Source organism: Oscillibacter sp. (assembly GCF_040505565.1).
Taxonomy (GTDB): Bacteria; Bacillota; Clostridia; order Oscillospirales; family Oscillospiraceae; genus Oscillibacter.
The window spans coordinates 19,256-45,334 of the sequence record NZ_JBEUWZ010000002.1 but is presented as its reverse complement, the minus strand read 5'-3'; the positions used below and the strand labels follow the sequence as shown (position 1 = coordinate 45,334).

General features: G+C 54.2%; 20 protein-coding genes and 2 riboswitches. Of the genes, 11 read left to right on the top strand and 9 right to left on the bottom strand.

The window, feature by feature from the left end; translation table 11 throughout:
* Positions 1–127 precede the first annotated feature (127 nt).
* The 3 genes from ABWQ15_RS00410 to ABWQ15_RS00400 all read right to left on the bottom strand — a co-directional run bounded on the left by ABWQ15_RS00410 (position 128) and on the right by ABWQ15_RS00400 (position 3,324).
* Entirely contained in the window at positions 128–1,639 is a 1,512-nt protein-coding gene (locus ABWQ15_RS00410; RefSeq protein ID WP_353906846.1) for a tripartite tricarboxylate transporter permease, read from the bottom strand.
* Positions 1,640–1,654: 15 nt separating this feature from the next.
* Positions 1,655–2,212: a tripartite tricarboxylate transporter TctB family protein gene (locus ABWQ15_RS00405; RefSeq protein ID WP_353906845.1), complete on the bottom strand. Its 558-nt coding sequence runs from the start codon at positions 2,210–2,212 to the stop codon at positions 1,655–1,657.
* Positions 2,213–2,283: 71 nt separating this feature from the next.
* On the bottom strand, positions 2,284–3,324 hold the full coding sequence (locus tag ABWQ15_RS00400; RefSeq protein ID WP_353906844.1) for a Bug family tripartite tricarboxylate transporter substrate binding protein: 1,041 nt from the start codon (positions 3,322–3,324) through the stop codon (positions 2,284–2,286).
* A 278-nt stretch (positions 3,325–3,602) separates the two neighbouring features.
* On the opposite strand from ABWQ15_RS00400, the gene ABWQ15_RS00395 reads away from it, so the two are divergent.
* From ABWQ15_RS00395 to ABWQ15_RS00345, 11 genes are all read left to right on the top strand, one after another.
* Entirely contained in the window at positions 3,603–5,156 is a 1,554-nt protein-coding gene (locus ABWQ15_RS00395) for a response regulator (protein ID WP_353906843.1), read from the top strand.
* Positions 5,153–6,931 carry a sensor histidine kinase gene (locus tag ABWQ15_RS00390; RefSeq protein WP_353906842.1) on the top strand — a complete coding sequence of 593 codons (1,779 nt, stop codon included), beginning with the start codon at positions 5,153–5,155 and terminating at the stop codon, positions 6,929–6,931. Before ABWQ15_RS00395 ends, ABWQ15_RS00390 begins: the two co-directional genes overlap by 4 nt.
* Before the next feature lie 276 nt (positions 6,932–7,207).
* Positions 7,208–7,510 carry a hypothetical protein gene (locus ABWQ15_RS00385; protein ID WP_353906841.1) on the top strand — a complete coding sequence of 101 codons (303 nt, stop codon included), beginning with the start codon at positions 7,208–7,210 and terminating at the stop codon, positions 7,508–7,510.
* A gap of 78 nt (positions 7,511–7,588) precedes the next feature.
* A complete protein-coding gene (locus ABWQ15_RS00380; RefSeq protein ID WP_353906840.1) occupies positions 7,589–8,008 on the top strand; it encodes a hypothetical protein in 420 nt (139 codons plus the stop codon).
* A gap of 37 nt (positions 8,009–8,045) precedes the next feature.
* Positions 8,046–8,129: riboswitch (cyclic di-GMP riboswitch) on the top strand.
* Positions 8,130–8,163: 34 nt separating this feature from the next.
* Positions 8,164–11,298, top strand: coding sequence for an InlB B-repeat-containing protein (locus tag ABWQ15_RS00375; protein WP_353906839.1), 3,135 nt, complete (start codon positions 8,164–8,166; stop codon positions 11,296–11,298).
* Positions 11,299–11,633: 335 nt separating this feature from the next.
* The gene (locus tag ABWQ15_RS00370) at positions 11,634–12,179 is read left to right on the top strand and encodes a CD3072 family TudS-related putative desulfidase (RefSeq protein WP_353906838.1); all 546 of its coding nucleotides are present in this window, start codon (positions 11,634–11,636) and stop codon (positions 12,177–12,179) included.
* 35 nt (positions 12,180–12,214) lie between these two features.
* A complete protein-coding gene (locus ABWQ15_RS00365) occupies positions 12,215–12,784 on the top strand; it encodes a CD3073 family putative ECF transporter S component (protein WP_353906837.1) in 570 nt (189 codons plus the stop codon).
* On the top strand, positions 12,785–13,651 hold the full coding sequence (locus ABWQ15_RS00360; protein ID WP_353906836.1) for an energy-coupling factor transporter ATPase: 867 nt from the start codon (positions 12,785–12,787) through the stop codon (positions 13,649–13,651).
* Entirely contained in the window at positions 13,648–14,505 is an 858-nt protein-coding gene (locus tag ABWQ15_RS00355) for an ATP-binding cassette domain-containing protein (RefSeq protein WP_353906835.1), read from the top strand. The genes ABWQ15_RS00360 and ABWQ15_RS00355 overlap by 4 nt, the downstream gene beginning before the upstream one ends.
* Positions 14,495–15,307 carry an energy-coupling factor transporter transmembrane component T family protein gene (locus ABWQ15_RS00350; RefSeq protein WP_353906834.1) on the top strand — a complete coding sequence of 271 codons (813 nt, stop codon included), beginning with the start codon at positions 14,495–14,497 and terminating at the stop codon, positions 15,305–15,307. The genes ABWQ15_RS00355 and ABWQ15_RS00350 overlap by 11 nt, the downstream gene beginning before the upstream one ends.
* 58 nt (positions 15,308–15,365) lie before the next feature.
* Entirely contained in the window at positions 15,366–17,570 is a 2,205-nt protein-coding gene (locus ABWQ15_RS00345) for a 5'-nucleotidase C-terminal domain-containing protein (RefSeq protein ID WP_353906833.1), read from the top strand.
* A 158-nt stretch (positions 17,571–17,728) separates the two neighbouring features.
* Here the strand turns inward: ABWQ15_RS00345 and ABWQ15_RS00340 are convergent, their stop codons facing one another.
* From ABWQ15_RS00340 to ABWQ15_RS00315, 6 genes are all read right to left on the bottom strand, one after another.
* Positions 17,729–19,381 carry an ABC transporter ATP-binding protein gene (locus ABWQ15_RS00340; protein WP_353906832.1) on the bottom strand — a complete coding sequence of 551 codons (1,653 nt, stop codon included), beginning with the start codon at positions 19,379–19,381 and terminating at the stop codon, positions 17,729–17,731.
* Positions 19,371–21,137 (bottom strand): ABC transporter ATP-binding protein, encoded by a 1,767-nt coding sequence (locus ABWQ15_RS00335; protein WP_353906831.1) that lies wholly within the window; start codon positions 21,135–21,137, stop codon positions 19,371–19,373. The genes ABWQ15_RS00340 and ABWQ15_RS00335 overlap by 11 nt, the downstream gene beginning before the upstream one ends.
* Positions 21,134–21,607: a MarR family winged helix-turn-helix transcriptional regulator gene (locus ABWQ15_RS00330; protein WP_353906830.1), complete on the bottom strand. Its 474-nt coding sequence runs from the start codon at positions 21,605–21,607 to the stop codon at positions 21,134–21,136. The genes ABWQ15_RS00335 and ABWQ15_RS00330 overlap by 4 nt, the downstream gene beginning before the upstream one ends.
* Before the next feature lie 201 nt (positions 21,608–21,808).
* Positions 21,809–24,331 (bottom strand): cation-translocating P-type ATPase, encoded by a 2,523-nt coding sequence (locus tag ABWQ15_RS00325; RefSeq protein WP_353906829.1) that lies wholly within the window; start codon positions 24,329–24,331, stop codon positions 21,809–21,811.
* 134 nt (positions 24,332–24,465) lie between these two features.
* A riboswitch (NiCo riboswitch) is annotated at positions 24,466–24,580 on the bottom strand.
* A 302-nt stretch (positions 24,581–24,882) separates the two neighbouring features.
* A complete protein-coding gene (locus ABWQ15_RS00320) occupies positions 24,883–25,818 on the bottom strand; it encodes a 3'-5' exoribonuclease YhaM family protein (protein ID WP_353906828.1) in 936 nt (311 codons plus the stop codon).
* Between the two features lie 14 nt (positions 25,819–25,832).
* The gene (locus ABWQ15_RS00315; protein ID WP_353906827.1) at positions 25,833–25,967 is read right to left on the bottom strand and encodes a helix-turn-helix domain-containing protein; all 135 of its coding nucleotides are present in this window, start codon (positions 25,965–25,967) and stop codon (positions 25,833–25,835) included.
* Positions 25,968–26,079 lie beyond the last annotated feature (112 nt).

Genomic DNA, 26,079 nt, shown 5'->3' with positions numbered 1-26,079 from the left:
TCACTTTGGTTGCGCCCTCGCCGATGGTCAAATTTCGTAATTGAACCGTTTTCATAATAATATCTTCCTTTCCTCTTTCCGCTCTCTAATTTTGTGCCGGCGGAAGATTTTGTTGAAGAGCTGGCCCTTACAAGGCTGCCGCCTTTTTTGCGTCCCGCCGCGCTTTCCAGTTTTTGTAGGTCTTGGTCTGCGTGCCGAACATTATCACGATTACCATAAGCAGGATGATCGCCATGGGCTCGCTAAAAATGCTGCCTAACAGGCCAGGAATGCTTTTTTCCAGCGTGATCCCACGACGATAGTTGTTCTCAAGCAGATTGCACAGGATCACACCCAACACACAGGGGGCCACTGGATATTCGTAACGCTTCATAAAATAACCCAGTATGCCAAAGCCAAGCATCCAAAAGATATCAAATAAGCTCTTGCGCAACGCAAAACTGCCCACCACAGAGAGAATGACGATCAGCGGCATCAGGATACTCTTTGGAATCTCCACGATCTTGGCAAACAGCTTAACGCCGGTCAGTCCGAACACCGTCAAGAAAATGCTGTCCAGTAAAAGTACGCTGACAATGAGATAGAACAGATCTGGTGTACTTGTCATTAGGTTTGGTCCTGGCTGCAGGCCATGGATCTGCAGCGCACCCAACAATACGGCAGTCACGGCATCGCCGGGGATGCCGAGCGTGAGCATGGGGATAAATGCACCGCCGATAGCTGCGTTGTTGGCCGACTCCGGGGCCACGATGCCCTCGATTGCGCCCTCGCCAAAGGGCACTTCCGGGTTTTTGACGGTGCGCTTGGCCTGGTCATAGGTCAAGAGCGCCGCAATATCGCCACCTGCGCCGGGCAGTGCGCCCACCAACACGCCCACCACAGAAGAGCGCAGGGTCAGCGGAATGTACTTGATAATAGTGTCCAGCGAGGGCAGTATCTTATCTACCTTTTGTTTGACACTGGTCACATCCAGATCAATGATCTGAATTAACGCCTCAGATACACCGAACAGACCGATCATGGCTACCACAAAGCTCACGCCCCCGTTCAGGTAGCTCACGCCAAAGGTAAATCGGCGCACGGCCGTCATGGAATCCATTCCGATGGTCCCAAAAAACAAGCCAACTGAGGCAGACAGCAGGCCGCGGAATATAGACTTGCAATTCAGGCTGCCCACCATCATCATGCCCATAACCGCAAGCAACAGATAGTCCACCGAGGAAAAGTTCACCGCAAAGGTAGCCACCACGGGAGCCGCGACAGCCAGCACGATCACACCAAGAATCGTACCAATGACCGACTGTGTGGTGGCAATGCCCATGGCCCGGCCGGCCTGGCCCTTTTTTGCCAGGGGATATCCGTCCAGCGAGGTAGCTACGGCGCTGGGCGCACCGGGAATATTGAGCAAAATGGCACTGCGTGAACCGCCGTACACGGTACCCACAAAAATCCCCAACATCAGCGCCAGTGCCTCATATGTACTCCACCCGTAGGTAAAGGAAACCAGCAGCGACACAGCCATCGTCGCAGAAAGTCCGGGAATTGCGCCCACATAGATGCCTGCAAACACGCCGATTGCCGTGAGCAGAATCAAAAGTGGCTGTTGAAACGGAATCAAAAGATAACTGAAAACGTCCATTGTAAGTCCCCCCCCTTATGGCAGTACAACATGGAACAAATACGTAAAGACCGCAAGGATGAACAGCAGCGAAAGCCCCGTCCAAAGTAGATTCTTTAACATAACTTTGCCCAAAGTAGCCGTATTCGGCACTCCATTTACATGATATTGAGAGCGCATATAAAATGTCATACCGCACCACAAAAATAGCCCGGTAGACAGGTAAAATCCAAGTTTAAAGTACAAAGCCAAACAATACAGTATGATAAGGGCAAGAAGCGCCAGAACATTGACGGGGAACATTGTATCTAATGCCATACGGATGGTCTTCCCCTTGTGCACACCGTGGGTTACCGAAGGAGCCTTCCGGTCAATTAACAAAAGGGTGATCGCACAGAGTACAATGCTTCCCGTGACAAAAAGCGGTATGGCCGCGCAGGAATTCAGGCCAGGATGCGCCCGGCACAGCAAAATGGACTGGTAAAAAAAGAAACCGCCGAATAACAGCCAGAAAACAGCAAATCCCTTTTCTCCCGCCTGAAACGGGACAGGCTTTTTTTCGCCCTGGACTTCAGACCCTTGCATTTTGTTCATCGCAATTTCTCCGATCACTTTATGATAAGAAAGCGGGCGAAAACTTATGTTAAGCTCCCGCCCGCTGTGGTTCAGGAAATGGCTTTTGCTTCCGTCAGCGCCGTGATGGTGTTGGCCTGCCAGTTGCTCAAGTACTCTTTTGCCAGATCGCCCGTATACCCCATAAGATTAATGTTGTAGTTGGCCAGTACGTCCTGGTAGGTTGGGTCATTGAACGCTGCGGTAAAGGCCTGAGACAGCTTGTCCACTACGGCCTGATCGGTTCCTTCTTTTACAAACACGCCATAGAAGGGGCCCCAGGGCAGATACTTGCTGAACTCGGGATACTCGTCGGTGACCAAAGGCACTTCCGGCATCTGCTTCACCGACTCAGTGGCCAGCATGTCCAGCAGTTTCAGATCGCCGGATTTATACTCTTCCAGACAGCTTTGCACCTTACAAATGGTAAAGTCACACTCGCCGCCCAGCACAGCCACCCGGGCAGAGGCGTCCGAGTCATACTGAACCTGGGTGAAGGTTGCGCCGGTGATACTGGTGATCAGCGCGCCCACTTCCCAGGGCAATCCGCCGGTTCCTGTGGTGGCGAGAGTAATTTCCTTGCCGCCGTTGGCGGCATCGCAGATATCCTTCAGGGAGTGATAGGGGGAGTCCTTCCCCACAGCCACGCCTGTCGTCTCGTCTCCGATCAGGAGAACGCAGGTAAAGTTATCGTAGGTCAGATCCAAGATACCCAATGCTTGGTACAAAGAGGGATTCTCGGCGCCCATAAGTAAATTGTAGCCGTCGGCATCCTGGTCGTATACATACTGAGTAGCGATGGAGCCGGTGCCACCGGTCATATTTTGCACAACAATGCTCTGGCCCAGCTTTTCTTGTGCCAGAGCAGCCAGTGGGCGCATCAAAGAGTCGGTTCCGCCGCCCTCGCCCCACTGCACGATTCCGTTGATGTCTTGGGTGGGAAATGTGTTTCCGCTGTTCGAGACCGAGGCCGTCGCGCTGGATGCCGCCGGAGCAGTGGTCGTTGCTGCGGGCGTACCGCTCTTGCCACAGCCGACCAGCGTTCCGCTGAGCAGTGCGCAGGCAGCGATCAGAGAGATTGCTTTGTTTTTCATTTTATTTCTCCTCCTTTTGTGGTAACGCGCTGGATTATAATTCTGTGGGTGCCACGAAGCGGCGCCCACAGCCGCCAGTTGGTTCTAGACTTTTTTTTAAGTCCGTGCTATATTGATCAAAGTAGATAAAACAGCCCTGAATTTTTCGCTTTCCTTGTCTGAAATGACAATATCATACCTCTTTAAACTTGCAAACTCAAAATTTTGCTCAAATTGGGTGGATTTTTTTGCGCTTGCTCACGTTTGGTTGGTAGGAAGAGAGCCGGAGGAAATGACCAATGAAGGCACTTATTGTGGATGATGAACCCCACGTCATTGCTGTAATCAAACTTCTGGTAGACTGGAAAAAGCATGGAATTACCGAGCTTTATGAACGCTCAAACGCGGAGGATGCCCTGTGCCTGATTCAGGAACAATGCCCGGAGGTGATTCTGTCAGACATCCGTATGCCGGGACTGAGCGGGCTGGAACTCATTGAGCGCATTCAGATGTTAGACCCCGCTATCCGTACCATTTTGATCACAGCGTATGGCGATTTTGCATATGCGCAAAAAGCTGTGCAGTTGGGATGCGTGGATTATCTGCTGAAGCCTCTCACCGATGAGGGGCTCAACGCCGCAGTGGCCAAGGCGGTCAGTCAATACCGCAGTCAGCGCTCGCTGCTGAATGAATCCTCACGGCGCAGGGCACAGAATTTACTGGCATTGTACCTGGGGGCAGAGCATTCCCCCGCCGTGATGCAAAGCCTGTTGAATTCCGCTCCTTTTTTGAACGGAATTGACCGATGCCGTATGGGGGTGATATGCACCCGACATCTCCCCGGAGAATACGCCGGTGCTTACTCGCTGGCTAATTTTGTACATGACTACTTTTACGGTCTTGGCCTTGGGGTAGCAACCATTTGGGGAACCGGAGCCGACATCGCGGTGTTGCTGAATGCGGGGATCGGCGATCTGATTTCCCCCTGCACCCAGCTTATGGAGCTTTTGGAATGCCAGCTTGGCGTCACACTGCATCTGGGGCTGGGACCCTATGCAGCATTCCCCCATAAGCTGAATGTCACCTTTCGGTCCGCCAGGGAGAATGCGCTGTCCTGTAATCTGCTCGATCTGCAAATCCGGGTACACACAGAGGCGTCGCCCGTTCCGTCGCTCAAAGTTTATGAAAACATGGAGCAGGTGCTTTATCCGGCTTTGCTTAGTGGGCGGCCGGAGCGGGTACGCGGGACTGTGGAAGAATTTACAGACAGCATTTTGGCTGGCAAGCTGCTTACCATCCGGCAGCTTGAAAATTTTGAGTCGTCTTACGCCGGACTGCGTACCAAATGGATCCAAGGGTTTCAGCGTGAGCGAGGCGTAAGCTTGCTGTCCCTATCTGCGCATCGTCTCGACTTTTGCCTGCCAGATGGTCGATTTTCCCGCCGGGCGTTCGTCCAGTCGCTGTGTGATGACTTGCTTGCCATATGGTCCCAGTATCTGAGTGACGGTCAAAGCGCGGCAATCGGCGAGGTATTTGAGCAGGTGCGCCGGTACATTGCCGAAAATTACCACGCTCCTATCACGCTGGACTCCCTTGCCGACACGTTTTCTTTGAGCGCTGCTTACCTGTCCCGCTCCTTTAAAAAAAAATTTGGGGTGGGACTGGTGGATTACATCACCCACACGCGCATCACGCACGCAAAGGATCTTTTACGCCGGAGTCACTTGCGCCAGGCGGAAATTTCCACTGCCGTCGGTTTTGTGGACCCCAAGTATTTCAGCCGTGTGTTTAAGCGGGTGGAGGGATGCACCCCGGCCGAATATCGGGCGGCCCCAAAGGCGGAACGGTTATGAGACTGAAACAGCTCGGCTTCTCCAAGCGCCTGTTATTAGGACTCACCGCCACAATTTTGGCGGCCTTCCTGCTGGTAGCAACCACCACTCAGGTATCAACTCTCAACACCCTGCGAAGCAATGCCGTGGAAACCGGGCTGCAAAACGTGCGTACGAAGGCCGCCTTTCTGGATCTATATTTGGGACAGATTCGTCAGCTTTCAGGCAACCTTTACAGCAACGCAGACGTGTACAGCCTGCTTCAGCAGCCCTTTTTGAACAGCTATGACAGCTATCGCGTCTATCTATTCCTGCGCTCACTCATGTCCCTGTCGCCCCAAATCAAGCTGTCTCAAATTTATTTGGACGTCTACCACTCCGGACAAAGCTTTATTATCGGCGCCACAGGCAGCTCTTACGGACCCAGCCGCTATCATATTGACATGCCCGCGGATCTCGGCCCCGAGGCGGTGTACGGCGAAGGCCCCCGTTCAGCCAGCACTTACGGATACTCCCTGAGCGGTGCGGGTACGCCGGTATACTCGTTTCACTGGAAGCTTTATGACTCCGCCAATACCCAGTGTCTGGGCACCATCAGCTTTGATGTGGAGGCTAGCTCCTTGCAGGCGTTGGTGTTTGTTGACAGCAACCGCTCTACGGAGTACGCCGAATATATGCTTCAGGATGACGGCGAAATTTTGTTTGCCAGCCGCGACCCGCTGACCACGCAGGAGGCGAAATCCATTCTGAACGCCTGTGAGGACGTTGGCTGGAGCGACATAGCCGGTAAATCATTCACAGGCATTGCGTTCTGCTGTGGTGCGCGTCTGGACAACCTGCGTCTGAATCTGGTGCAGCTGGTGCCCCGCCAGGCATTATACGGTGAGGCCGATGCCATATTTACCCGAAATCTGGTGATTATACTAGTCGCTTTTTTGGGCTGCTGCGGGCTGGTGGAACTGATTGTAGGGCAAAGTACCCGCCCTATCCGCGGACTGGACGCTTACATGCGTGCTGTAGATGGAGGCGACTTGCATTGCCTGATGGAGGATTACGTTGTCTACCGCCGGGATGACGAGATTGGCCATTTGGTGCTGCACACCCAAAAAACCATGGCGACCATCAAAGAGATGTTCGAACGACAGCAAAAGATCAGCAAGGCTCAGCGCACCGCAGAGGCCCGAATGCTTCAGGCACAGATTAACCCCCACTTTTTATACAACTCTCTCCAAAGCATTGCCTCTTTGGCACTTCAGCACGGAGATAAGGAAACCTGGCGCTATATCACCATGCTGGGCGTTCGTATGCAATATAGTATGAATTTGGACCATCCCACTGCGGAGCTTGGGCAGGAGGTCGGCTATGTACGTGACTATCTGACCCTGCAAAATGTGCGGTTCGGGCGGGGGCTGCGTGCTGACATTCTTTTGAGCCCAGAGGCCGAGGGCATCGTCGTACCAAAAATGATTTTGCAGCCACTGGTTGAAAACGCGTTCAAGCACGGGCAGCTCTGCCAACAGGAGGAATCCTATTTTCGGCTTCACGCTCTTGTGGATCACGGTATTCTTCGCATTTTGACCGAAAACAACGGGACGGACTGCTCCCCTGCCCGTATGGAAACATTGAACCGGGATCTGGCCGAGGAAAGGCAAGAACTGACCGGAGACGGAGGAATCGGTCTGCGCAACGTTCTTTATCGACTGCGCATTTATTTTGGAGACGCGGTAACCATGCGTATGGAGCCGCTGGATAGTGGCGGCGTGCGGGTACTTCTGGATATTCCACTGGAACGGTGAGCGGACAGTCAACCTGCGAAATAAAGTTCAACAAGTCCGGCTCGGCAGCATTTTGTTGCAAACAATGGAAAGCCGACGCAAATTTACCCTCAATAGGCGAAAAAATATACTGCCGCATCACGCCGGAACGCGGTATTTTAATGTCGGATAGGAAAGCACAAATTACCAGCTCAAAGGGCAGGGACTCTTCATTGAGTTCCTGCTTTCTTATGCGAATAAACTATTATTTTCGCTCAATGTTGGGCGGAGATGCACTTGAAGGAGGACAACCGCCGGATGAAGAAGGCGCAGCCCATTCCCTGGTCAGAGATCGAACAGCGCTATGCAGCATTGTTCGTCAACCGGAAGGGCAATGTGGCAAAGCCTCTGCGTCTGGCTCTGGGAGCCTGCATCTGCCCCTTTGTTTTTAGAGGCCACTTCAAGTCATTTTATAGAACCGTCAAATGTGGGGGCGGGTTGAAATTTGATACGGGTTTTCTTACCTTCGAGAAGACCTTTGGTAACAACCGTACACAGGCTTTATGTGTCCAACATTTTAATTTTACAAATATTTTTTTAAATAATGAAAGTAAAATGTGAAAATGTACCCGAAGCTGTAACCAACACGTGCTACAATTCTGGCTATAGAAGAAAATCTTGGGAAGGTGGTTAGGGCAATTGGGTGAAAAGCTATTGGAAAACCAGTACCGTGATACCTTGGTCTGTATTGATAGCTGCGCGGATGGCGTATATACGGGCCGGCTGATCAATCTGGGACTCCCTAAGCCGATTATGTTCCACGGGGTGATGCAGTTCTTACTAGAAGTGGAAGAGCTGCTGGACGATATGCGTTTTCCAGAACCATTTGTGCAGACACGAAGTTTTGCGATGACGGCGAAGCCTCCCGCAAATACGGCACAGGATACGGCGCATGGCTGTCTGGCTACCTTTAATCTGCGAGTTCTGTTTCGGCAGAATGCCAGCTGGCAGGGTTCCGTTCAATGGCTGGAAGGCCGACAGGAAGAGAGCTTTCGCAGCGCATTGGAATTGCTGTTGTTAATGAACAGCACGATGAACCTGACAAATGAACATACATAATTCCCTGATCATGCAGTATATGACAGTTAATAAAAAAATGTCAAAGGGGTAAACCGTTTTAAAAAGCAGGACTCAAAGCTAGAGGGGCTACGGTGAAAGCTACGCCAGCCCAGCTGCCACAATTTTGATACACAGATGAAAGGAACTCAAAAGACATGGTACACAAAAAGAGAAAAATTGCTGCAGTACTTTTGGCTCTGACTATGGCAACAAGCTTGCTACCTACGGCTGTATTCGCCGCCGATGACACAATGACCGGGAACCCGCAGGTGGAGGAAAATCTTTCCACTGAGTCCGAAAGCGCCGTTGACGAAAACGCTGGCGCGGAGACTCCCGCCCAGCCCACCGAGCAGACCGATACGGAGACTCCCGCTCAACCTGCCGCACAGACCGGCACAGAGACTTCTGCCCAGCCTGCCGAGGAGACTGGTACGGAGACTCCCGCTCAGCCTACCGAGCAGACCGGCACAGAGACTTCTGCCCAGCCTGCCGAGGAGACTGGTACGGAGACTCCCACTCAGCCCGCTGAGGTTCCCGCGTCTCTGCCCGCTGCTCCCTCTTTCCCGGAAATTTACAGAGAGAAAACCTTTGCCGGAATTACGGTGAAGGTGGATGCCCCCGAGGGAGTGTTCCCTGATGGGGCCTATGTGGAGATCACTCCGGTCCTGGCGAAGGATGTGATGGATTCCATTGACGGCATGGACGATCCCAATACCATCGCCGCGTTTGGCATCACGTTTTACAGCAGAGACGATCAGGAGCTGCAGCCCGCCGACGGCAAAACGGTGGATGTGCGCTTTGATGTGGCCCCTGTCAGCTCTCTGGCGCAGGACGACGCCACCTTGCAGGTTTATCATGTGGATGACCAGCAGAACGCCACGCCCGTAGGCGACGAGGTCGCTTCCAGCAGTCAGGGCGCGGAAGTCGCCGTGGAGGCCGAGAGCTTCTCGGTGTATGTGGTGACCATTTCAACCCCAGAGAATGGTAATTTCTTAAATGCAACGTCAATTGACGCAAAAGCAGGTGAGACAGTTACTCTTTTTGGAAAGATAGGCACATGGCGTGGTTGGAATAATTCTATATTGTGTGTAGGATATGACCATCAGTGGACAGTTGTTGGGGATGATGCGCAGCTCTGTGAGTTTGGAAAAGCGGTGTTATCTTGCAATGCAAGTATCAAATTTACAAATAATACCCCTGGCGAAGCGAAAACGTTCCAAATTGAGCACACGTGGAAAACCGATCTATTGGGTAGTAAGGCTGTTGATTCCGAAACTTTCACCGTCAATGTTTCCTCCGATGTGACATATGCAGGTTCTATTGAAATCGTAGGTGCTCCCGGGGACTACTCCGACACCACTTTCACGAAGAACACGGCGAACGGCGACAAAGCCACGCTCACCGCTGCATCCGCTATCAATGCGGTGTGGTTCTTTGACGACGCAAACGCCAAAAATGACAACGCAAACAGCATCACAGTGGTTCCGGGTGAAATTAAGGCTTACAAGATGGCAAACGATTGGGGCCACGGGACGTTTTTAAAATGGGGCTTTGACATTGGCGACAAGGGAAATTGGCAGAAAACAATTTATATTGACGCAGGTCCAAAGGCTATCGGCAACACGTATACCCTCGTCTATCAGCACTGGGATAACAACATTGTTGACCAAAAGCAAACTGCCTGTGAGTATTATCAGGTCAAAGTCGTCTCTCCCTATACTGTGACTTATAATTCTAACAACGGTAACGCAGTAACTTCTGCTGGTGCGGCTTGGGACGGAAGCAATTATGTCGCTGAGAAGCCCGCAGACCCCACCATGGAAGGCTTTACGTTTATGGGCTGGCTCGATTCCGAAGGAAATGTGTATGATTTCAACACACCGGTTACCGAGGACCTTACCCTGACGGCCCATTGGGGTTTTTCCGTGACGTTCAACACGGACGGCGGCAGTTCTGTTCCAATGCAGACGATCGAACAGAATACCACCGCTGCGAAACCCGCCGACCCCTCCAAGGATGCCGGCCGGTTCCTGGGCTGGTTCACCGCCGACGGGACGGAATATGATTTCAACACCAAAGTTACCAAGAACACTACCCTGAAAGCCAAGTGGGAGATTCTCAACGCGGAATTTTATATTCTAAATAAGATCAATGAGATTCCCCTTGAAGACGGCACAACCCAGTATTCCAGCGGCAACTATACCGCAAGAGACAGGCTGAATATGATGGGTATGATTAACGGCACCGCTCATGCAGACAAAATCACGGGCAATATCAGTGAGCTGAACGTCTCGGAGATTTTTAAAAATGTGAATGACAAGATCGTGATCAAGCCCACGGCTGAGTATCTGGAGAATCTGAAAGCCGAAATTCTGAAGAAGAACAGCATTACGGAGAATCTAAGTAATTACGCGGTTCTCTGGTATGTGGTGAAGGTCTCCGGCTGCTATCATGTGGACGGCGTGGTTTACGACACTACCGCCCGGCTGGTGAAGTTCAGCTATGACGCAAACGCAGGGGACGCCACGGTCGGCAATCTTCCCAGCGCGGTAGCCGTGAAGATCAACACGAACACAACTGTTTCCGCATCTGTGCCCACTCTTGATGGCTATGTCTTCACTGGCTGGAACACCGCTGCCGATGGAACCGGAACCGCCTATGCATCCGGTGCCGAGATTGGAGTGCAGGGAGAAGCTGTAACGCTATATGCGCAGTGGAAAGAGAATCCCCCTACTCCTGCCACACACACGCTGATTATCCACTATGTGTATGCGACCGGCGGAATTGCTGCTGAAGACAACAAAGTCACGAAGACAGTCGGGGAAGCGTATTCCGTTCTCTCTCCCAGCCTGTCTGGCTACACCGCTGACAAGTCGGAGGTGTCGGGGACCATGGGCAATGAGGATGGCGTGGTGACCGTTACCTATACGGCTACCCCTGTTACTCCGGTTATCCCTGTGATCCCTGTGACCCCCGTGACCCCTGTCAATGACAACGATGATGGTGATGACGATAACACACCTACAAAAATCCCCGACAATACCACACCTTTGGCGGGGTCTCCCGTCGCCGCAAAACCCACTGCAGAGATTTCCGATGGTGAGACGCCCCTAACGGATGTACCCGGCGACACTGAAACCGAGATTCCCGATGAGACTACGCCTCTGGCACAGGCTCCCAAGACTGGGGACTGCGCGGCCGTATGGTTTGGTATTGCCGCGGTATCCGGTGCAGGCCTTGTCTGGCTGGTGCTCTCCGGCAAGCGTCGTAAAAATGATGACGCGCAGTAAACGTAATACTTTTTAAAGTTAGAAATGGCTTTCGATACAACTGCTCATCAATTGTGATTCTTCTAAGCGCAAAATAAAAGTTGGAAGCACGCAGGCCCGGTTTTATGCCCGGGCCTGCGTGCTTCCTATAGAGGTGGCCGTGAACATAAACTCTCCACATAAAAAATACCAAAAATTTCTGACGAATTTTTCACTTTTGGAATGATCGTTTTTGTCGTTTTTTCACATTTGTACATCGTTTCCGTGAATTGACAACCGTCCGGCCCTTTCTTACAATGAAAAGATATCCGGCATCTGCAATGCAGCCCCTTTGCCGGAAGAGACGGAGGTACGCAATGAAGCGGATTCTGGTCGTTTCCCACTGCATTTTGAATACGGCTTCCAAGGTTCGACAGGATGAATCCGGCCTTACGGAGGAGTATGCGCTGCGGGAGCGGCTGCTGCGTCTGGTGCTGGACCGGGATGTCCAGCTCCTTCAGCTTCCCTGCCCGGAGCTTCTCCTATACGGCTCCAGACGGTGGGGGCATGTCCGCTCCCAGTTTGACCATCCGTCTTTCCGCGCCTCCTGCCGGGATCTGTTCCGGCCCGTCCTGATGCAGCTTGAGGAATATGCCTCCGACCCGGCGCGCTTTTCCCTTTTGGGCGTTGTCAGCGTGGAGGGGAGTCCCACCTGCGGCCATGCCCTTACCTGTGAGGGTGCCTGGGGTGGGGAGATCTCTGACCTCCGAAGTGATGTGGTTCCCCCCGTGACCATGACGGCCGGGTCCGGCGTCTTTATGGAGATCATTTCCGGGCAGCTGCGGGAAGTGGGCCTGAACCTCCCCTTCCTCACCATGGGGCAGGCGGCGGAGCTTTTGGAGCGGGCGGACAAGCAGGTGTAAATTTTGGATTGTGTAGTGTGTAAGGAGAGAAAATCATGAAAAACAACAAAGCCTACATCATCGCGTTCTGCGGCGTGTGCATCGCCATGAACATTGTGCTCGGCATCATCACCTCCGCGCTGGGCATCCCTTTGTACCTGGATACCCTCGGCACCGTTTTGACAGCTGCCCTGATCGGCCCCCTGCCCGGCGTGATCGTGGGCTCCCTGAGCAATATCATCACCGGCTTTATGTATAGCGTATCCGACATCCCCTTCTTCCTGGTTAACGCCGCCGTGGGCCTGATTGTGGGTCTTGCGGCAAAGAAGTGGAAGTTCACGCTCCCCACGGCTCTGATTCTGGGCCTCGTGCTGAGCGTGGTGTGCCCCGTAATCGGAACACCCATCGGCATCCTGGTTTACGGCGGTCTGAACGGAAGCTGGTCCGATGTTCTGGTGGTGGCCCTGCAACAGACCGGCCACAGTATTTTTGCCGCCTCGTTTATCCGCAATATTGGATCCAACCTGATTGACAAAGTGGGTACCTGCGTCATTGGCTGGGCTATTTTGAAAGCTCTTCCCATGCGGTTCAAGGACAACTTTGTCCATCAGAAGGTCGCGCAGTAAATGATTCGGGTCTCCGATCTGGTACATCGGTACCGGGAATATCCCTCGGGTGGCGGCGAACCCGTGCTCAAAACCGTGCTGGACGGGGTCAGTCTTGAAATTCCGGACGGACAGTTTGCGGTGATTTTGGGGCCGAACGGCTCCGGCAAATCTACGCTGGTCCGGCATTTGAACGGCCTTTTGCGCGCCGACGAGGGAACTGTCCTGATCGACGGGCTGGATGCCGGTGCGGAAGAGGCGCTCAAGCGCGTCCGCGACCGCGTGGGGATGGTTTTCCAGAACCCCGACAATCAGATTATCGGTGCCACAGTGGAGGAGGACTGCGCGTTCGGTCCCGAGGTGCGCGGTCTGCCGTCCGCGGAGATTAGTCGTCGGGTCGATGAGAGCCTTGAAACCGTGGGACTTTCCGAACAGCGCGGCGTCTCGCCCGACCGCCTTTCCGGCGGCGGCAAGCAGCGTCTGGCCATTGCGGGGGCGGCGGCATGCCTCCCCCGCTGTCTTGTTTTGGACGAGCCCACCGCCATGCTGGACCCTGCGGCCCGAGGAGAAGTTCTCTCCCTGCTTCACCGCCTGAATCGGGAGCTTGGAATAACGGTGGTGCTGGTCACCCATCACATGGAGGAGGCAGTCCAAGCGGACCGCGTCCTCGTTACGGAGCGCGGCCGGGTCGTGCTGGACGGCACACCGGAGCAGCTTTTTGCAGACCCTGCCGCCCTGCGTGCGCTTCATCTGGATATTCCGCCCATTCCTGCGGTGGCGGATGCGCTGCGGGAGCAGGGTTTTGCCTTTTCCTCCCCCGTTCTCTCCCAGCGTCAGTTTGTGGAGGAATTTTTGCATCTGGCGCAGGCAGAGGGGGGTACGCTGTGAATATACTGGAAGCCGACCGCATCTCCTTTTCCTATTCTGAATCCGTCAGCCCTGTTCTGCGGGAGATTTCATTTTCTGTCTCCCCGGGAGAACTGGTCGGTCTGGCGGGACCCTCCAGCTCGGGGAAAACCACCCTTTTGAAGCATCTTAACGGTCTGCTCCGCCCCACCCGGGGGCGAATCCTGTTTCACGGCGAGGACACCGGACGCCGGGGGTTCCGTATCTCCATCCTGCGGCGGCGCGTGGGGCTTGTGTTTCAATATCCCGAGCAGCAGCTCTTCAAAAAAACCGTTCTGGAGGATGTGTCCTTTGGTCCTGTGAATCTGGGCGATTCTCCGGAGGAGGCTGCCGCGGCCGCCCGGGATGCGCTGGCGCTGATGAATTTAGGGCACGAGTATGAGAACCGCTCTCCGCTGGAGCTATCCGGCGGGGAGATGCGGCTGACCGCCATTGCGGGGGTCCTGGCAATGCGACCGGAGGTTTTGGTGCTGGATGAGCCTGCCGCAGGGCTGGACGGTCTTGCCAAAACCCGGCTCATGAAACACCTGCGGCGTCTGCGGGACGAAACCGGAATCGCAATCTTGCTGGTGTCTCACAGCATGGAGGACCTCGCGGAATATACAGACCGACTGCTGGTACTCAGCGAGGGAGCGCTTTTATATGATGCGCCGGCGGCGCAGGTATTTCAGGAGACCGACCGTATGCGTGCAATTGGAATCGGCGTTCCGGCCGTCACCTCGGCGGCGGAAGAGCTGCGGCGGCGGGGCTTGGACATCCCGGTTCTGCCGGTGCGCATGGAGGAGGCGGTGTCTAGCTTCGCGGATTTGCTGGGGGGCGGCCGCCATGGGAAATGATCTGACCATCGGTCGTTACTTTGCGGCAAACTCAGCGGTCCACCGTCTGGACCCTCGCACAAAGCTGGTTGGGACCCTGCTGTTCATCGTCTCGCTGTTTCTGATCCGGGACAACCTGACTTACGCGTTGTGTCTGGGGCTGATTCTGCTGGCCTATCGGGCGGCGAGGGTCCCACTGCGCTATCTGCTGCGCGGCATGCGGGGAATCGCCGTACTGCTGGTGTTTACCTTCATTTTCCGCACATTTTTTTCCCCGGGGGCTCCTCTGTGGAGCTGGGGCATTTTGCATCTGACCGGAGCCGGACTGCATCTGGCGGTGCGGCTGGTGGCAAGAATCAGCCTGATGATCCTCGCCGCATCCCTGCTTTCTTATACCACGACTCCCCGGCAGCTGGCCGACGGCATGGAAAAGGCGCTTTCCGGCCTGAAACGGTTCGGCGTGCCGCTGGATGATCTGGCGCTGATTGTGACGATCACCTTCCGCTTTATCCCGGTGCTCAACGACGAAGCCCGCGCCATGATGGACGCCCAGGCCGCCCGGGGCGTGGATTTTCAGCGCGGCGGCCCGCTGGGGAGAATGTGCCGTATGCCGACGCTGGTAATCCCTCTGTTTGTCTCCGTACTGCGGCGGTCTGCCGATCTGGCCACCGCCATGGAAGCCCGGGGTTATTCCGGAGATAACCGCGCCACCAAGCTGCATCCCCTGGAATACGGGCCGGGAGATCGCACGGTCTATTTTCTGTTTCTCGCATATATCCCGCTGGCGTTTCTCGCCGATCGGCTGGCATCGGCGCTGACGTAGAAAACTTGTCCGCGTATTCTGCACTGTAAAAAGCAAAAAAATGAAGGAGGCTGTTTCCGTGAAGAAGAGAGAGAAATTTCTATCCCTGATCCTGGCACTGACAATGGCGATGTCCCTGGCAGTGACTGCACAGGCGGCGGACACCACCACCGTTCCCGCAAAGGGCAACATTGTGGTGCTCTACACCAACGACGTGCACTGCGCCGTGGATGACAATATCGGCTATGCCGGTCTGGCCGCGTACCGCAACGACATGAAGAAGCTCACGGACTATGTGACGCTGGTGGATGACGGCGACGCCATCCAAGGCGGCCCCATCGGCACGCTGTCCAAGGGCTCCTACATCATCGACATCATGAATGAGGTGGGCTACGATGTGGCCGTGCCAGGCAACCATGAATTCGATTACGGGTTCTTGACGCTGGCCAAGAGCATGAAGTGCGGCTATGTCTGCTGCAATTTCATCGACCTTAAAACCGGAAAGCCCGTGTTTGACTCCTACAAAATGATCTCCTACGGAGACACCAAGGTGGCCTACGTGGGAATCGATACCCCCGAGACCTTCTCCAAGGGTAATCCGACCCTCTTCCAGGACGCCGCGGGCAATTATATTTACAGCTTCTGCGAGGGGAATAACGGCAAGGATCTCTACAAGTCCGTCCAGACTGCGGTGGACCAGGCCAAGGCGGCCGGCGCCAATTATGTCATTGCCGTCGGCCACTGCGGCACCGACCAGCAGAGTGCACCCTGGCGCTCCACCGACATCATCGCCAACGTCTCCGGTTTGACCGCCTTTATCGACGGCCATTCCCACTCCGTGATCGCCGCCCAGAAGGTATCCGACAAGGACAACAAAACCGTCCTTCTCACCTCTACCGGCACCAAGCTGGCCAATCTCGGCAAGCTGGTCATCAAGGCCGACGGCACTGTGTCCACCGGACTTGTGAGCAAGGATGACTACACCGCCAAGGACGCCACGGTGAATACGTTTGTCAAGGGTATCCAGTCCAAGAATCAGGCCCTGCTGGACAAAGTGGTAGCGACCACCACGGTGCCGCTGACCATTCTGAAGGCTGACGGAACCCGCGCCGTGCGCAGTCAGGAGACCAACCTGGGCGACCTGTGCGCCGACGCCTACCGCACGGTGGGCAGCGCCGACATCGGCTTTTCCAACGGTGGCGGCGTGCGGGCCGACCTTGCTGCCGGCAACGTGACCTATGGTAATATCATCAACGTGTTCCCGTTCAACAACGCCCTGTGCGTGATGGAGGTCTCCGGCCAGCAGGTCCTGGACGCACTGGAAATGGCCTCCCGCAACTGCCCCGGCGAAAACGGAGGATTTCTGCAGGTCTCCGGCCTGACCTATACCATTGATACCTCCGTTCCCTCCACGGTTACGGTCAACGATAAGGGCGAGTTCACCGGCGTGACCGGCGCGCGCCGCGTCAGCAACGTGATGGTCGGCGGCAAGGCCATTGTGGCCACCCAGACCTACCGGCTGGCCAGCCACGACTATATGCTCAAGAGCGGCGGCGACGGTCTTGTGATGTTCAAGAACGACAAGGTAGTGACCGCGACCCCGATGCTGGACAACGAGGTTCTGATTCAGTACATCACCAAGAATCTGAGCGGCGTAATTTCCACCGCCTATGCCAAGGCCCAGGGCCGCATTACCGTCGTCCGCGAGCCCTTTGCCGATGTGACCGACACGGCGTGGTACTATGACGGCGTGGTGTATGCCTATGAAAACGGTGTTTTCTCCGGTACCAGCGCCTCTGCGTTCTCTCCCGCCGCAACCATGACTCGGGGTCAGTTGGTCGCCGTGCTGTGGCGTATGGCCGGCTCTCCCGAGCCTACCAAGACCGCCGCATTTACCGACGTGGTCAGCGATGCCTACTACGCAAAGGCCGTGAACTGGGCGGTGGAAAACGGCATCACTTCCGGCAAGAGCACGACCTCCTTTGACCCGAAGGCCCCCATCTCCCGCCAACAGTTTGCAACCTTCCTCTATCAGTATGCCAAGCTCATGAAGTACGACACCACCCAGGGCGGCATGGCAATCCGGGAGTTCTCCGACTACGACCAGATCGCCTCCTATGCCGGCGCGGCCATGACCTGGTCAAACGCCGCCGGATTGATTCAGGGCACCTCCACAGGGACCGCTGTCAGTAAGATCAATCCCACCGGCACAGCTACCCGGGGCCAGGTGGCTGTCATCCTGATGCGTTTTGCCAAGAATGTCAAGACGGCGTCCGCCTCCTGATCAATTTACAATGCTGCGGGGAGAAGAGAGATTCTCCCCGCGGCGTCTTTTTTGATACTCCATACGCAGGAAAATTGAGCAGTTGTCCGACTGTCGCGTTAAAGTTAATCCCAGCTTGCAGATCAATTCCATGGTCGGCAGACAGGCGTTCCGCTTTGTTATTCGCCAACTTGAATCAAACGAGAACTGTGCGTGCTCTCATTCAGACGATGGGAGATCGACAATGCGGTCCGCCCCTTACACGCCCGCTCCAGGGCCTGCATTATCCGCAGTTCGGTTTCACTGTCCAGATTTGCGGTGATTTCGTCCAACAGTAAAATTTCAGGCTGTGCCGCAACCGCCCGTGCAATAGAGATAAGCTGAAACTGACCTTGAGAGAAGGTAACCTCTTCCACCGGCGTGTCGTACCTCTGGTCCAGCTCCATAATGTTTTCATGCAGGCCTACCAGTTTTGCAGCTTCTTCCGTCTGTCTTTGACCGATGGAATCATCAAACAGAGAAATCTGCTCCCCCACAGTTCCGGCAGCCGAATGAAAGGTCTGTTCGACATAGCCGAACAGCTTTCTTTTTTGTTTGTCTGAAATTTGGGCGGCATCCATGCCGTTGATCCGTACGTGCCCTTTTTGCGGAGCATACAGGCCAAGAATCAACTTGAACAGCGTGCTTTTTCCGGCGCCGGTTCTGCCTATAAATGTGACTGCTTCGCCCTGCTGTACAGAAAAGCTCATATCCTGTAAAACCACCGTTTTATCATCATATCTGAATTCCACATGGTCAAAGCTGATCGGTGATTCCTCGTTTGCGTCGGACCGCTCCCTGTTCGAGGTGTCCTCCGGTACGGTGCGCTCGGTTTCAGACAGAAATTCATTGATTCGCTTCACGCCTGCTACAGCAGACTGAATGTTCTGAATCTCCATGCCGATACTTTCAAGCGGCTCAAACACCTTGTTCACATAGGCGATCATAGCGACCGCCGTACCCACGGTAAGCCCAAAAAACTGCTGCATTCCGCCGCCCAACGCGGCAAGCACCATCATCCCTGCAATTACGCAGGAGCTGACAAAAATGACAATGGGAGAATAAATGGAATCATACAGGTTGGACTTATCGAGAGCTCGGTAGCTTTCCTCAATATAGGAATCATACGTTTCTTCCATGTACTTTTGCCGAAACAGGGTATGAATCGTACGGATGTTATGAATGGTTTCGGGCATATGATTGTTCACCTTGCTGACGGCGACGCGGTTTACAAGCTGCGCCCTGAGCATTCGCTTTTGAAACAGACGCGTCATGGCGAACAGCGCCGGAGTCACCAAAAGCATCAGAATGCCAAGTCCGGTGCTTTTATAAAAGATGACCATAAGGATGCTCAATACCTTAAACGCATCGGCAACCATCCCGATAATGCCGTTTGTAAAAAGAGAATCCACCACATCCACATCATTGACAAAGCGAGAGGTGATTTTGGCGGGGGCATGCTGTGTAAAATAAGATGCAGGCAGTCGTTTCAGCTTGGCGCAGAGCTCGCTACGCAGATTATGGGTCATCTTTTGTCCGAACACGGTAATCATCACATTCTGGCCTGACTCCAGCAAATCGGAAAGTGCCAGCAGCCCAAAGTAACCAACGGGCAGCACAAGCGAAACAGCCTGCCGCCCGGTCAGCTGGTTTACGATCTTTTCCAGAACGAGGGGTGGAAACAGAGCGGCTGCCACACAGGCGGCAACGAGAATTCCGGTGAGAAGTGTCATCCCGCTGTTTTGACAGATCGTCTTCCGAAAAACGACGCCAAGTCCGTTCTTATTCTTCATGTTCTGCACCTCCCGTTGCCTGCGCCTGATAGAGTGCCGCATAGGCGCTGTTTTCCCGCATCAGCGCGGAATGGGTAGAAAATACACTCGTACCATTCTCCAAAAAGAGTACGTGATCCAGCTGCGGAAACAGCTGCAAGCGGTGGGAAATCAAAACAATTATGCGGTCTGCGCCCACTTGTCGCAGATTTGCAAAGATCTCCTGTTCGGTTTTCTGATCCACCGCGGAAAAAGGATCATCCAATATCAAAATCTGCCGTGCATGATAGCAGGTGCGGGCCAGTGCAAGCCGGGATTGCTGTCCGCCCGACAGGCGGATTCCGCCGCTGCCGACAGAGGTAGCCGCTCCCTGCGGCATTTGATCAATTTCATCTGCCAGACACACCGCTTGCAGGCAGTGAGCAATTTCCCCTTTTTCGCCTAGGCGAATATTCTCTTCAATGCTCTCCGTCATCAGCTCCGGTTCATGCCCCAGATAGGACAGCAGCCGGCTGCGCTCGTATAAGCTCAGCGTGCGCAGTTCCCGCCCATCTGCCTCAATGCTGCCCTCGTAGGGCAGTTCCCCCAAAAGCGCCCTGCCCAGCATGGATTTTCCGCTGGCAACCGCTCCTGTCACGCCGATGATTTGTCCCGGCTGCGCGGAAAAAGAAATTCCGTGCAGCACCTGCGTCCCGTTTTCCCAGCGCAGCGATAAATCCCGCACTTTAAGCGATACCGCAGCGGAAAAATCCACATCGGACAAAGTGGACCGCTCCACATACTCTTTCATAAGCGGTTTGATTCTCGCCCAGGAAACCTGGGCCTTTTGGACGGAATTAAACAGCTTGGCTGCCTTGGATGACTTGAGCGCCATTTTGACAAAGCAGGACAGAAATGTGGTAAAAGCGGCAATATTCCAGTTGCTCCAGCCAGTACCGGAAACATTTTTAGCACCCAGGTACAAAACAAATAGCACACCGCACATAGAAATGATGTGGTAGAGCGGCTGCATGGTGTTCTCCCAAAAATTTGCCGCCACCGCACACCTTTCGTAGTCTCTCAGGCGCGCCTCATAAGCCAGGTCCCTGCTTTCATCACAGCCGTAGATGCGATAGGTAACCGCATTGGAGACTCTGTCCATGGTGGCGCCGTTCAGCCGTTCGGCACTTTTTTTGTATGCCCCGTTGGACTGAGCCACCCGGTGCTTCAAACCTCCTGCGATGAAATAAGCGATCGGGGTAAAGGCGCAGGCAAGCAGCGCCAGATGCCAGTCGTAATAAAACAGCATGGCAAGGTACGCAATCAGCACCACGCCGGTGTCAAACACCTCTGTGGCGAACTTCCGCATGCCCTCCGCGCAGGTATCCACATCCGATACCGCTTTGGTCATCACCGCTCCGATGCTTTCCCGCTCCAGTTCCTCCCTGCTCATGTTCACAAGGCTGTTGTAGAGCATATGACGCATGTTGCGGCTGGTATTATTTGCAAAACGGCGCACATAGAAGCGCTTCACGCAGCGCATGACCTGGACGACTGAAATAACCATCAGATAGACCGCGGCAAGTGACAGCATGGCGGAAAAGGGCTCGCGGCCACCCATCACGTCGAACAGGCACTGTGCCAGACGGCCCTCAAAATAAGGCCCCGCAATCATTCCCACATTGTAAAGGATACCGGAAACCGTGACCAGCGTGAGAGACCAGCGTTCCAGTTTGAAGTAGGACAGAATATGGTCAGGCTGAGAAACCCGTTTGATTTTTTGATTTGAGCGGCTCATTTTCCTCCGCTCCCTTCTAAAAAGCGGTGCGTGAGGTTTGGAAAGTCTGCCTTGCTCTCTGCCTTGGAGCGCGTGTAGAGAATATTCAGCAGCCGGCAAAACTCGGCACTTTCTTCTAAAGACAATATTTCCTGCAGGTATTCATAATAGAGAGCTTCAACGCAAGCCTTGGAGTTTTTCAGCCGGTCCGCCTTTTCGGTGGCATAGAGCAGCTGACTGCGCCCATCCGCAGGGTTTGCCTTTCTGATAAGATACCCCTTTGCCTCCAGATTGGCTACACGGCGGGCAGCGGCCCCCTTATCCAATGTGAGAATCTCCCGAATGGCAGCCTGTGTGATGCCGGGGTTTTTGCGAACCACATGGATGAAATCATATTCCGCAGTTCCAATACCGTCCAGCTTCAGCATACGGGCGGTAAACTTATTGACTTCACGGGCAATCTTTGTAATTTGCCGATTGGTGGCGTCCATGATCGTACCTCCAGGAAGAAAGATGTAGTATCAACTAATTTGTATGATAGTACATCTTATAGGCTCTGTCAATGAACGATAAAAAGGTTTGAGAGGGCTGAAAGCGGTGATGCGGGAAACCTCGCAAGAACAGAGGGGAAGGTACGAACCTTCCCCTCTGTCCCAATTTCTTGTAAAATTATCAGAAACGTTTTATGGGGCTTAACCCCGGCGCAATTTCCTGAAAAGCTTTACAAGTTCATACCAGAATACGGAAATGACCGCAACTCCAACCGCACTGAAAAACTGCGGGGCAGACAGCGGCGACAGCTTTAGCACACCGTTGAGCGGAGAGTAAAGGATGACGCCCAGCATTGCCAGCGTGCCCAGATTAGCCGCCCACATCACAGCGTCCTTTGCAAGGCGCTTCGCCGCCTGCATGGCAAAATCGCGGTCGGAGCTGTTGACCTGCACCAGGAAAAGATTGGATAGCATGATGATGGCAAGCCCCATGGCACGGGCGACGGGGGCATTGTCGGCATTGCCGCCCAGCACGGTAAAATATGTGCCGAAGGAGGTGGCAAAAATCACAAGGCCCTGTAAAACGCTTTTGGTAAGGATTCCGGCCGTCAGCAGTTTTTCGTTGGGATCGCGCGGCTTGCGCTCCATGATGTCCGTTTCGGCGGGCTGGCGCTCCAGCACGATGGAGCAGGTGGGATCGATCAGCAGCTCCAGCAGCACCACGTGCAGAGGCAGCAGCAACAGCGCCGCGGGCGCAATGCCCAGAATCGGCGCAAGCAGAGAGGAGAAGGCGATGGGGATATGGATGGTAAAGACATAGCCCACAGCCTTGCGGATGTTGTCGTAGATACGTCTGCCGTCTTTCACCGTCTCCACGATGGTGGTAAAATTATCGTCCATCAGGATGAGATCGGCGGCCTCCCGGGAGACCTCGCTGCCACGTTTGCCCATGGCGATGCCGATGTCGGCATACTTCAGAGCAGGGGCGTCGTTGACACCGTCGCCGGTCATGGCGACGATCTCGCCGTTGTCCTTAAACGCCTTCACAATCCGCATTTTGTGCTCCGGGATGACACGGGAGAAAATGCTGACATCCCGGACACTTTCCCGCAGCTCCTCATCGCTCATTTCATTGAGCATATCGCCCGTAATAATATGATCGCTGCCAGGTATTCCGATTTTCTTTGCAATGGCGGAAGCGGTAATCCCATTGTCGCCGGTAATCATGACCACGCGAACCCCTGCCTTGTTGCACATGGCAATATCCGCCTTGACGCTTTCCCGGGGAGGATCGGCAAGACCCACGAGGCCGCACAGGCGCAGACGACAGTCCGTGATCTGCGGCGGAATTTCCGATTCGCCGGCCGGGGTTGCCGTAGCGACCGCAATGACCCGCAGTCCCTGCGTGGACATTTCCATAGTCTTACGCTCAGCCGTCGCCCTTTCTTCCCCCGTCAGATCACAAATGGTCAGAATTTGCTCGGCGGAGCCCTTGGCGGCAATCACCAGTTTGTCGTCCCGCCGCCAGATGTGCCCCATCATTTTCAGTTCGTTGGTGAAGGCATATTCATTCACCAGCTCGCCGCCAAAGAGGTAGTCTCTGGACATTTCCAGACGTTCGCAATGGGCCAGCATGGCTTTTTCCATGGGGTCGTAGGCGTCGGTTTCACAGCCCATTCCCATGATCTCGCACAGCGCGCGCGCGTCGCCGTCCACGGCCCATGTGCTCTGCACAGCCATCTGGTTCATGGTGATGGTTCCGGTTTTATCCACGCAGAGGACCGAGACGGCTCCCAGCGTTTCCACGCTGGGGAGTTTTCGTACCAGCGACTGCTTTTTGGCCAGCCGCCATGCGCCCATGGAGAGGAACACCGTGAGAATCACCGGGAACTCCTCCGGAATCATGGCCATGGCCAGCGTAACGCCGGAGAGGATACTCTCAATTAGCCGGGCACCGAAGGAATGGTCGGGAATATTGAACCATGTAAAGATGCCTACCAGTGCAAACAGAACGGCCGCGATCCCCGCACACAGCTTTACGAGGCTTCCCGTCTGCTTTTGCAGGGGCGTGGGCTCCTCCGGCGCGGCGGCGACATGAACGCCGATTTTTCCATACTCGGTGGTGCTGCCTATTTTGTCCACCAGCACGGTGGCGGTACCCTGCGTGACAAGAGTACCGGCATAGCAATAGTCCCGCCGCCAGTAGTCGCCGGTCGGCTGGGCGGATTCCGCAGGAATCTTCCATACGCCCTCCGCTTCGCCGGTCAGGGACGATTCATCCACGCACAGGTCGTTGCACCTGACAACGGAACCGTCAGCGGGAATCTTAACACCCTCATAGATCATCATCAGATCGCCGGGAACCAGATCCGCGCTGGCGATTGTATGCTCCGCCCCATCGCGGATGACCGTGATGTGAGGTGCGGATAAATCCTTGAGCGCATTGAGCGTTTTGTCGGTTTTCCACTCCTGAATGATGTCGATGCTGATAATTCCCACTACAAAAATGAGCATGATCGCGCCATCTCTGGGCTCACCCAGAATAAAATAAATGACTGCGGCAACAATTAGCAGCAAAAACATGGGCTCGCAGATGATATGGAGCGTTTTTCTGAAAAAGCTCTCTTTCTTCTGCTGCGCCAGTTCGTTTTTGCCGTATTGCTCCTGCAATCGCTTTGCTTCGGCGGTCGTCAGTCCCGCCATGTTTGACCGGTTGTCTGTCATAAAAGAACCCTCCGTTGTTTGCCTTGCGGCAGCGTTTGATTTCTCCTATGGCACTCCATTTTCGGGGTCATATTCCAAAAATGTGCGACTATTTCCCAAATTGAGTATAAAAATAGCACACCCGTGGAACATACTACTGTCCCACAGATGTGCGAATGATGCACTCTGCTGCCGCTCGTTAAGCGACCCGGCCCCATGACCTTTCGTGACCTCTCCGGAAAGGTTCATCGCCTGCTCAGTTTGTACCGTTGATCTCGCATTCATGATGAATGTAATGCAGTGCAAAGAGATACGTAATAGTATATGCAATCATGCAATCGTTGTCAACTGAAATGCTATAAAAAGTTAGAGGTGTTGCTGCCATGCAATAATTTCTCAGTGATCTGCAAGGTTATTGGCTGAGAAAAGTTGAATTTCCCAAAAGCATCAGGAGCCTGTCCATAGGGTGACTCGTCTGAAACCGCCGGGAAGCCCCGGAAAAGCTTCCGCCCCTGTCCTGCTCGGGCGGGGGCGGATTGTTTTGAAATCGCAACCAGAGCTTTGATGTACCTCTAATTATGGTGATAAATCCTACGATCCAGGGCGAAAATTTTCTTGCTGAACTCTCCGGCGGGGATTTCCTCCAGTGTTTCACGGTAGATTTCCATTCGGCTGTCAATCATATCGATAAACGACAGCAGCTCGCTCTCGGCACACATCGGCTGAACAGCCGCGCCGTACTCCGGCTCGCCGTGGTGCGACAGGATGAGATGCTGGAGCAGCGCCGATTTCTCCTCCGGAATACGCAGCTCGTCACTGACCTTGGCCACTTCGTGAGCGCCCATGACCAGATGTCCCAAGAGCTGTCCTTTCAGGGAATAATCCGTGACAAGCCCCAGAGGCGACGTTGTAAACTCCTCGCACTTTGCAAAATCGTGGAGCAAGGTCCCTGCGATCAGCAAACTGCGGTCAATGACCGACTCGTACATGCCGGCCAGAAAATCCGCCGTCTGAAGCATGTACGCTGTGTGCATCAAAAGCCCGTTTAGAAAGCTGTGGTGGATGCTTTTAGCCGCGGGTATCCTTTTGACCTTCTCGCCGTACCGCCTTAGCATCTCCTTGCAGATTGCCGCATAGTCCTGATCCTGCATTGTATCAACGATTCCCTGCAGTTTTTGCCAAGTTGCCTCAACATCAATAGGCGCCGTGGGGACCAGGTCGCTGATCTTGTATTGGTCGTTCGAATCGGCAATGCGCATGCGCTGTACCGTTATCTGCAAGGCGCCCTTAAACTCAGATACAGTCCCACGGATTTTCACCACAGCCCCTGTATCCTTCGGCGTTACAGGCCCGGTATAATCCCAGGCCTGCGAGACAATCGTGCCTGTGCAGTCAGACAAGACCATGCTCAGAAACGGTTTCCCGCTCAGTGTTGTTTTAATAAACGCATCCTGCAAAAGAAAAAAGTCTTCCAGTTGGTCGCCGACGCTCATATCTCTGATATACATGTTTCAGCCTCTTCCTAATTGTGATCCTCATAATCGCTTGCTCCAAGGAGGTAGACCTGCTTACTGATGCCGAGTGCATTGGCTAAATCTTCCTGCCGCCATCCCTTCTGACTGCGAAGAACTTTTAGATTTTCTGCAAAACCACCCATACAGCTGCCTCCGGCAAGTTCCTTGTTATTGCATAGATCCTACCACCAACGCTCACGTAAATCAACACATTGAATAAAAAAGGCGTTGACAAAAGACAATCTGCATACTATC

Bases quoted from the DNA above. Each gene is read 5' to 3' on its own strand.
- ABWQ15_RS00320 (WP_353906828.1), bottom strand. From the start codon at position 25,818: ATGTATATCAGAGATATGAGCGTCGGCGACCAACTGGAAGACTTTTTT.
- ABWQ15_RS00365 (WP_353906837.1), top strand. From the start codon at position 12,215: ATGAAAAACAACAAAGCCTACATCATCGCGTTCTGCGGCGTGTGCATC.
- ABWQ15_RS00325 (WP_353906829.1), bottom strand. From the start codon at position 24,331: ATGACAGACAACCGGTCAAACATGGCGGGACTGACGACCGCCGAAGCA.
- ABWQ15_RS00330 (WP_353906830.1), bottom strand. From the start codon at position 21,607: ATGGACGCCACCAATCGGCAAATTACAAAGATTGCCCGTGAAGTCAAT.
- ABWQ15_RS00395 (WP_353906843.1), top strand. From the start codon at position 3,603: ATGAAGGCACTTATTGTGGATGATGAACCCCACGTCATTGCTGTAATC.
- ABWQ15_RS00340 (WP_353906832.1), bottom strand. From the start codon at position 19,381: ATGAAGAATAAGAACGGACTTGGCGTCGTTTTTCGGAAGACGATCTGT.
- ABWQ15_RS00405 (WP_353906845.1), bottom strand. From the start codon at position 2,212: ATGAACAAAATGCAAGGGTCTGAAGTCCAGGGCGAAAAAAAGCCTGTC.
- ABWQ15_RS00390 (WP_353906842.1), top strand. From the start codon at position 5,153: ATGAGACTGAAACAGCTCGGCTTCTCCAAGCGCCTGTTATTAGGACTC.
- ABWQ15_RS00335 (WP_353906831.1), bottom strand. From the start codon at position 21,137: ATGAGCCGCTCAAATCAAAAAATCAAACGGGTTTCTCAGCCTGACCAT.
- ABWQ15_RS00385 (WP_353906841.1), top strand. From the start codon at position 7,208: ATGAAGAAGGCGCAGCCCATTCCCTGGTCAGAGATCGAACAGCGCTAT.
- ABWQ15_RS00360 (WP_353906836.1), top strand. From the start codon at position 12,785: ATGATTCGGGTCTCCGATCTGGTACATCGGTACCGGGAATATCCCTCG.
- ABWQ15_RS00315 (WP_353906827.1), bottom strand. From the start codon at position 25,967: ATGGGTGGTTTTGCAGAAAATCTAAAAGTTCTTCGCAGTCAGAAGGGA.
- ABWQ15_RS00370 (WP_353906838.1), top strand. From the start codon at position 11,634: ATGAAGCGGATTCTGGTCGTTTCCCACTGCATTTTGAATACGGCTTCC.
- ABWQ15_RS00375 (WP_353906839.1), top strand. From the start codon at position 8,164: ATGGTACACAAAAAGAGAAAAATTGCTGCAGTACTTTTGGCTCTGACT.
- ABWQ15_RS00350 (WP_353906834.1), top strand. From the start codon at position 14,495: ATGGGAAATGATCTGACCATCGGTCGTTACTTTGCGGCAAACTCAGCG.
- ABWQ15_RS00400 (WP_353906844.1), bottom strand. From the start codon at position 3,324: ATGAAAAACAAAGCAATCTCTCTGATCGCTGCCTGCGCACTGCTCAGC.
- ABWQ15_RS00410 (WP_353906846.1), bottom strand. From the start codon at position 1,639: ATGGACGTTTTCAGTTATCTTTTGATTCCGTTTCAACAGCCACTTTTG.